Source organism: Mesorhizobium sp. M4B.F.Ca.ET.089.01.1.1 (assembly GCF_004022605.1).
Classification (GTDB): Bacteria; Pseudomonadota; Alphaproteobacteria; order Rhizobiales; family Rhizobiaceae; genus Mesorhizobium; species Mesorhizobium abyssinicae.
Genome location: NZ_RZOS01000313.1, coordinates 1 through 6,860 on the forward strand (window position 1 = coordinate 1; position 6,860 = coordinate 6,860).

A 6,860-nucleotide genomic window follows, 5' to 3' on the forward strand; every position below is an offset into this window, starting at 1 on the left:
ATGGAAACCATCCAGTCGAAAGCGGCCCAGGGCCGCGTCGCCGATGCCCCGAGCGGTCACTGGGTCTACCGCGCGCTGCCGCGCGGGCTCTGGCCCTATGCGCAGCTCGCGCGCTGGGATCGCCCGATCGGCTGGCAATTGCTGCTCTGGCCGTGCTGGTGGTCGGCCGCGCTCGCGGCAAGCGCCTATCCGCGCCCGACGGATCCGCTGCTGACCCTGCTGCCGTCAGCCTGGTACCTGTTGCTGTTCCTTGTCGGAGCGGTTGCCATGCGCGGCGCCGGCTGCACCTACAACGACCTGGGCGACGAGGACATCGACAACCAGGTGGAGCGCACGCGCTCGCGGCCGCTGCCGGCCGGCAAGGTGACGCGCCGGCAGGCCTGGGTATTCCTGGTCATCCAGGCGCTGGTGGGGCTAGTCGTGCTGTTGCAGTTCAACAGCTTCGCCATTCCGCTCGGCATCGCCTCGCTCGTCATTGTCGCCGTCTACCCGTTCATGAAGCGCATCACCGACTGGCCGCAATTCGTGCTTGGCCTTGCCTTCTCCTGGGGCGCGCTGATGGGATGGGCGGTCGAGTTCGGCGATCTCGATGGCCCGGCCATCATGCTCTATATCGGCTCGATCCTGTGGGTGATCGGCTACGACACGATCTACGCGCATCAGGACAAGGAAGACGACGCCATCGTCGGCGTGCGCTCGACGGCGCGCCTGTTCGGCGACAACACCAAGACCTGGCTGGTCGGCCTCTATGGCGGCGCGCTTGTCTGCTTCGCCATCGCCTTCGCCTCGGCGCAGGCGCCGATGCCGGCGCTGGCCGGGCTGATCGCCGCCGGCGCGCATATGGCGCGGCAGATCGCGAGGCTGGACATCAACAATCCGGATCAGTGCCTCAAGCTGTTCAAGTCGAACAACCAGGTCGGCTGGCTGATCTTCCTCGGCCTGATCGGCGGCTCGCTGTGGGTGGCGCTGAAGCCGCTGCTGTAGTTCTCCCTTCTCCCCGTTCAACGGGGAGAAGGTGGCGGCAGCCGGATGAGGGGCAGCGCCAGCCTTGCAGGCAAGGAGAAATGTACAGCGGTTATACGGCTTCTGATCGGCTTTTGATGTGGCCAAAACCTGAGGTCGCGCCGCCCCTCATCGCCCTGCCGGGCACTTCTCCCCGTATAGTGACGGGGAGAAGAAGGCTGTCATCGGCGGTTTCGCCAATCTCCAGCGGGATGAGCAGACTACTCGTGCGAAATGATCTCCTCGCCGTCGACGACGAGTCTGAGGCCAAGATCGCCGGCCCGGCGGCGGGCAAGGAAGCGCGGACGGCGCATGGTCGAGACACGGCCCTTGCGGCGCTCCTGCGGAGGCAGCGCCTTGATGGCGGCGCCGAGCGATTCCTCCAGCGTGCGGGCAACGCCGTCGGCCTCGATCAGGAGCATCGGCAGGCGATAGGCGTCGGCCCAGGCGCGCCAGTCGGCGGCGACGTCGTCGAGGTCGTCTGCCACCAGCAGCGGCACCGACAGCATCGGATCATTGTGCAGGAGTTCGAGCGTCACCGTGACGTTGCCTTCGGGATCCTCCATGGCGCGGGCGGCGACGCCGCGAAACGCCTTGGCAGGCAGTGCGATGATCGCCGGCACGCCGCTCATCTCCAGCATGCGGCGAATGACTGCGCCACGCTGGTCGATGGTGAAGGTAACATCGCCATAGTCGTCGCGTGTCGCATAGCTCACCATCTGCGGCAGGCGGAATGGGTCGAGACGCATGTTGCGCCCTGCCCAGACTGGCTTCAGTCCAGTGTTCATCGAGTGCCTTCCTGTCTCTCCTGAGGGCCGTTTACCGGTTCTCTCCGGGCCAGTTTTTTCCGGCCTCGCTTATGGCGAAACATTAGCGCTGGCTTCTTACCGCCGCGCTTAAGAAAGTCGGTTAAATTTTGCTGATCTGAGCCGATGGTTATCGGAATGCAACCATCCACAACATGTTGGAAGGATCAGATAACCTTACCGGGATTCATGATGCCGGCGGGGTCGATCGCCGCCTTCACCCGGCGCATCAGATCGATCGCCATCGGCGGCGCGGTGGCGATCAGTTCCTCCCGCTTCAGCTGGCCGATGCCGTGCTCGGCCGAGATCGAGCCATGGAAGGAGCGCACGACATCGTGCACGGCCTTGTTCATGGGATGGTAGAGGTCGAGGAACGCGGCGTCCTGCCAATCCACCGGGCGGGAGATGTTGTAGTGGAGATTGCCGTCGCCCATATGGCCGAAGCAGACCACGCGCGCGCCCGGACACGCTGTCTCCACCACGCCGGCCGCCTTGTCGATGAATTCGGGGATCGCGGCGATCGGCACCGAAATGTCGTGCTTGATCGAGGCGCCCTCGGGCTTCTGGCACTCGGGCAACGTCTCGCGGAAGTTCCAGAAGGCATCGCCCTGGGCAAGGCTTGCGGCGACCACCGCATCGCCGACGATGCCCTGCTCGAGCCCGGCCGACAGTATCTCCTCGATCAGCGCCTTGCCGTCCTCCTCGGAGCGGCCGGAAGAGACCTGCATCAGCACATACCAGGGCCAGTCGTCGGCCAGCGGTCGCGAGATGCCCTGTCCGTGCTTCAGCGTGAAGTCGTAGGGCCTTTTGCCGATCAGTTCGAAAGCGGTGAGCGAGGCGCCGGCTCGGTCCATCGCCAGCGTGAACAGCGAAAGCGCGTCTTTCGGGGACGACGGAAGGCCGGCAAAAGCGACCTCCCTGCCCTTCGGCTTCGGGAACAATTTCAGCACGGCGGCGGTGATGACGCCGAGCGTGCCTTCGGCCCCGACGAACAGGTTCTTCAGATCGTAGCCGGTGTTGTCCTTCTTCAGCTTGCGCAGATCGTCGAACACCTCGCCGGTCGGCAACACGACTTCGACGCCGAGGCAAAGCTCGCGCGCATTGCCATAGGCGAGCACGCCGGTGCCGCCGGCATTGGAGGAGAGGTTGCCGCCGATCTGGCAGGAGCCCTGCGCGGCAAGCGACAGCGGAAACAGCCGGCCGGCGGCGTCGGCCGCTTCCTGCAGGGTCTGCAGGATGACGCCGGCCTCGACGGTGACGGTGTTGGAGAGCACGTCGATCTCGCGGATGCGGTTCAGCCGCGACAGTGAAAGCACGATGTCGTGGCCGGACTTGTCCGGCACCTGGGCGCCGACCAGTCCGGTGTTGCCGCTCTGCGGCACGACGGGCGTTCCAGTCTCGGTCGCCAGCCGCATGATGCGGCTCACCTCCTCGACGCTGCCCGGCCTCAGCACCAGCGACGTCCTGCCGTGCCACAGGCCACGCCTTTCGGTGATGTAGGGCGCGATCTCCGCCTCGCCGCGCAGCGCGTATTGCTCGCCGACGATGGCCGCGAAACGGTCGATGATGGCGGCGTCGAGTTCGAAGGGCTGGTCGTCGGTCTGATCGTTCATGGGGCCAGAACCTATGGCGCTCAGCCGGTCTTGTCACGCGGTGCTGCGGCGCGCGACAGCCGGTCGTTGATCGCCTCGCCCAGTCCGTCGAAGGGGATCGGCTCGACAGCGATGGTCGCAGCGCCGCTGCGGTCGAGGTCCTGCATGTAGGCGAAGAGGTTCGCCGCCGCCTCGCGCAGGTCGCCGGTCTCGGAGAGGTTGCGCAGCGCGGCGGCATCCTGCCAGCCTTCCGCGCGACTGCCGCCGAAGGCGAGCAGCGCCTCGCCGCCGGCGATCTGTCGGGTATTGAGGCGCATCGCGGCGCCTGGCGCGTAGTGCGAGGCGAGCATGCCGGGCGCCTCGATGCCGGCGGCCGCGCCGCGCAGCAGCGGCTTGCCGGCGACGGCCTCGATCTCGGCCGCGGCGATACCGCCGGGCCGCAGCAGCCGCACGCTCTCGCCCTCGACCTTGACGATGGTCGATTCCAGGCCGACCGGCGTCGCGCCGCCATCGACCACCAGCCTGATCCTGTCGCCGAGATCGGCCGCCACGGCCTCGGCAGTGGTGGCGCTGATCCTGCCGGACGAATTGGCGCTTGGCGCGGCGAGCGGATGACCGAGCCTGGCGATCAACTCGCCGCCGAAGCCCTTCGGCATGCGCAGCGCAATGGTGTCGAGCCCGGCCGTGACCAGCGGATGAATGCCGTTGCCGGCGCGCTGCGGCAGCACCAGTGTCAGCGGCCCCGGCCAGAAGGCCCCGGCCAGCTTCCTCGACAGCGGATCGAAATGCGCAATGCGCTCGGCCATAGCGAGATCAGCGACATGGGCGATGAGCGGGTTGAAGCGCGGCCGACCCTTGGCCTCGAAGATGCGGGCAACACCGATGCCATTGGTGGCGTCGCCGGCCAGCCCATAGACGGTCTCGGTCGGAATGGCGACGACATCGCCGCCTTCGAGCAGCGCCAGCGCCCGCTCCATCGCCTTGCCGGCGGCAAGTATCTCAGCCACTTGTCGTCACCTCTATAGGATGCGGGGCTGCGTAATACGGCGACGCCCGGGGGGCAAGTCCGGGCGTTGGCGAATTATCAATCCCTAAAATGCTATGTTTCCGCGCAAGCAGGCATCAATCCCGCGGGAATATGGTGCCGGTCTGTTGGGCCAGGGGAAGTAACATGGTGTCGATGCGTATCCTTGCAGCGCTTGGCGTCGGCCTGTCGGCGATCACCGGCAGCGCGCAGGCCTCGTCCATTGTCGTGCTCGGCGCGTCGACCGCGACGCCGTCCATCATCAGGCTCGGCGCGGCGGACCCGATGAAGATCGGCTCGACGCCTTCGGTGGTGGCGCTTGGCGAGCCGGCGCCCGACGTCACCGACGAGAAGGTGGCGGCGATCCCCGAGAAGCCCACGCATCATGGCTCCATGCAGAGCCCGATGATCATCCGCGGCGGCGTCGTAGGCGGCGCCTTTGCAACGCCTGCTGCCGCGCCGGCCAAGGCCACCGCCGCCACTGCGCCGGCGACCGAGACGAAGCCCGCCGAAGACGGCAAGCCGGCCGGCGAGGCGACCGCGTCAAACGGCGAGCCGAAATCGCAGCCGGAGGCGCAGCCGCCGCAACCGGCAGCGGCGCAGCCGGCACCGATATCCCCTATCGGAAAAGCCATGTAAGCTTTCGGCGGAGTCGGATCCGTCATCCGGCACACATGTGCGGATGGCATTATTCGTCCCTGATTCCATCGCCGCTGCCCGAACAGCTCGGGCGGCTTCGCTGGACGAGGATTTGGGTTTCAAAAGGGGGTTCATCATGAACGAGACGAGACGATTTGCCGTCGCCGCATTGCTGCTGGCGTCGGTGCTGGGCACGAGCACGGCGCGGGCCGACGACATGCTCGGCTCCTATGTCGCGCGCATTTCCGAGCGGGATCACCAAGCCAGCGACGGCTATCCGCTGGACAGCGCCGCGCAGATGGTGAGGCAGGACCGCGCCAACTGGCACAAGTTCCATCGGCGCGACCGCGACGACGAGGGCGACGCCTGGTTCCGCAGCAACGAGGACCGCGCCGATCTTGAGCGGATGCTGAAGCGTGGCGGCGCTATGAGCGGCGCGACGCGGCGCGCCATCGTAAATGGCGAGCCTCTGATCCAGGTCGATGTCTATTCGAACAGCGTCTACGTCAGCATCCTCGAGGACTGACGGCAAAAAGGGCGGCGCTGGCGCCGCCCTTTCCTTGGCCCGGTCGGGCCAGCCGGTCGCGGATGCTCAGGCGGCTTCTTCCTTGTCCTCGTCGGACTCGTCTTCGTCGTCCTCGCCTTCGGCCTTCACGCCGTCTTCTTCATCGTCTTCTTCTTCGCCGTCCTCGTCCTCATCGTCACCCGAGAGGGTGGCTTCCCCGTCGGTATCTTCGGCGTCTTCGTCGTCGCCATCCTCGTCGTCAGACAGATCGGCGGCTTCGATCGCGGCGGCGGCGGCATGGTCGAGGATGGTGTCGGAGGCGGAGTCGCTCGCCTCGGCGGCCGTGGTTTCTTCAGTCACTTCGATGTCGTGATCGGAATGCATGGCAAGCCTCCATCGTTGGGGGAACGTCTTTTGTTTGATGCATGTCGTTGTCCCAGAACCGCTGCACACTTCTGGGCGACACGCATTGGTTCTCCCATGCGGAGGTCATCGTCATATGACTGTAAGCCGGCGCCAGCGTACTAATTTTGACGCCTGAAGGCAGGGGCGCGCTGCCCGCGCCCTGATAGGCGCAGGCAACTTCAGGGCCGCCTTTTCTCAGCCGTCAGCCGGCGATCTTGGAGAAATCCGCGACCTGGTCGGTGGCGGCGCGGATGCGGGCAAGCAGCGCCAGCCGATTGGCGCGCACGGCCTGGTCCTCATCATTGACGAGAACCCGTTCAAAAAATGAATCAACCGGTTCACGCAAAACGCTAAGCGCCAGCATGGCGGCGGAAAAATCTTCGTTTTGAATCGCTTGGCCGGCTTCCTTCTCGGCCTGATTCACTGCGGCAAACAGCGACTTCTCGGCATCCTCGCGAAACAGCGCCGGCTCAACAGTCTCGGCGACCAGGGTTTTCTTCTTCTCCTCGGCGGCCAGGATGTTGGCCGCGCGCTTGGTGCCGGCGAGCAAATTCCTGCCGTCGTCGCTGTCGAGGAAGGAGCCGAGCGCCTCGACGCGGCGCACGATCTGCAAGAGGTCGTCCGACTGCGGCGTGATGACGGCATCGATCAGATCATGCCTGGCGCCCTGATCGCGGAGATAGACTTTCAGGCGGTCGTGGAAGAAGGCGAGGAGGTCGGACTGCTGGCTCGCACCGCCTGCAAAGTTTGCAAAGGCCTTGGCGAAGATCGATGTCAACGCCAACCGAACGCGGTTTTCGATCAGGATCCTGACCACGCCGAGCGCAGCACGCCGCAGCGCGAACGGATCCTTGCTGCCGGTTGGTTTCTCATCGATGGCCCAGAAG

General features: G+C 65.8%; 8 protein-coding genes. 3 read left to right on the top strand and 5 right to left on the bottom strand.

From position 1 onward, the window contains the following. Positions 1–984, top strand: coding sequence for a 4-hydroxybenzoate octaprenyltransferase (ubiA, locus tag EN780_RS23935; protein WP_128275503.1), 984 nt, complete (start codon positions 1–3; stop codon positions 982–984). Between the two features lie 239 nt (positions 985–1,223). Here the strand turns inward: ubiA and EN780_RS23940 are convergent, their stop codons facing one another. The 3 genes from EN780_RS23940 to EN780_RS23950 form a co-directional block, all read right to left on the bottom strand. Continuing rightward, a complete protein-coding gene (locus EN780_RS23940; protein WP_127287094.1) occupies positions 1,224–1,790 on the bottom strand; it encodes a DUF6101 family protein in 567 nt (188 codons plus the stop codon). 185 nt (positions 1,791–1,975) lie between these two features. Then, positions 1,976–3,421, bottom strand: coding sequence for an FAD-binding oxidoreductase (locus tag EN780_RS23945; protein ID WP_128275504.1), 1,446 nt, complete (start codon positions 3,419–3,421; stop codon positions 1,976–1,978). 20 nt (positions 3,422–3,441) lie between these two features. Continuing rightward, a complete protein-coding gene (locus EN780_RS23950; RefSeq protein ID WP_189556684.1) occupies positions 3,442–4,407 on the bottom strand; it encodes an L-threonylcarbamoyladenylate synthase in 966 nt (321 codons plus the stop codon). 164 nt (positions 4,408–4,571) lie between these two features. Here EN780_RS23950 and EN780_RS23955 point away from each other — a divergent pair, with 164 nt between their 5' ends. Next, positions 4,572–5,063: a hypothetical protein gene (locus tag EN780_RS23955; protein WP_245500099.1), complete on the top strand. Its 492-nt coding sequence runs from the start codon at positions 4,572–4,574 to the stop codon at positions 5,061–5,063. A 136-nt stretch (positions 5,064–5,199) separates the two neighbouring features. Then, positions 5,200–5,589, top strand: a complete 390-nt coding sequence (locus tag EN780_RS23960) for a hypothetical protein (protein WP_128275505.1) — start codon at positions 5,200–5,202, stop codon at positions 5,587–5,589. A 66-nt stretch (positions 5,590–5,655) separates the two neighbouring features. On the opposite strand, the gene EN780_RS23965 is transcribed toward EN780_RS23960, so the two are convergent. Both EN780_RS23965 and EN780_RS23970 read right to left on the bottom strand, forming a co-directional pair. Then, the gene (locus EN780_RS23965; RefSeq protein ID WP_128275506.1) at positions 5,656–5,952 is read right to left on the bottom strand and encodes an ATPase; all 297 of its coding nucleotides are present in this window, start codon (positions 5,950–5,952) and stop codon (positions 5,656–5,658) included. A 223-nt stretch (positions 5,953–6,175) separates the two neighbouring features. Then, positions 6,176–6,860: glycine--tRNA ligase subunit beta (locus EN780_RS23970; protein ID WP_128275507.1), on the bottom strand; the 685-nt coding region annotated here is incomplete at its 5' end.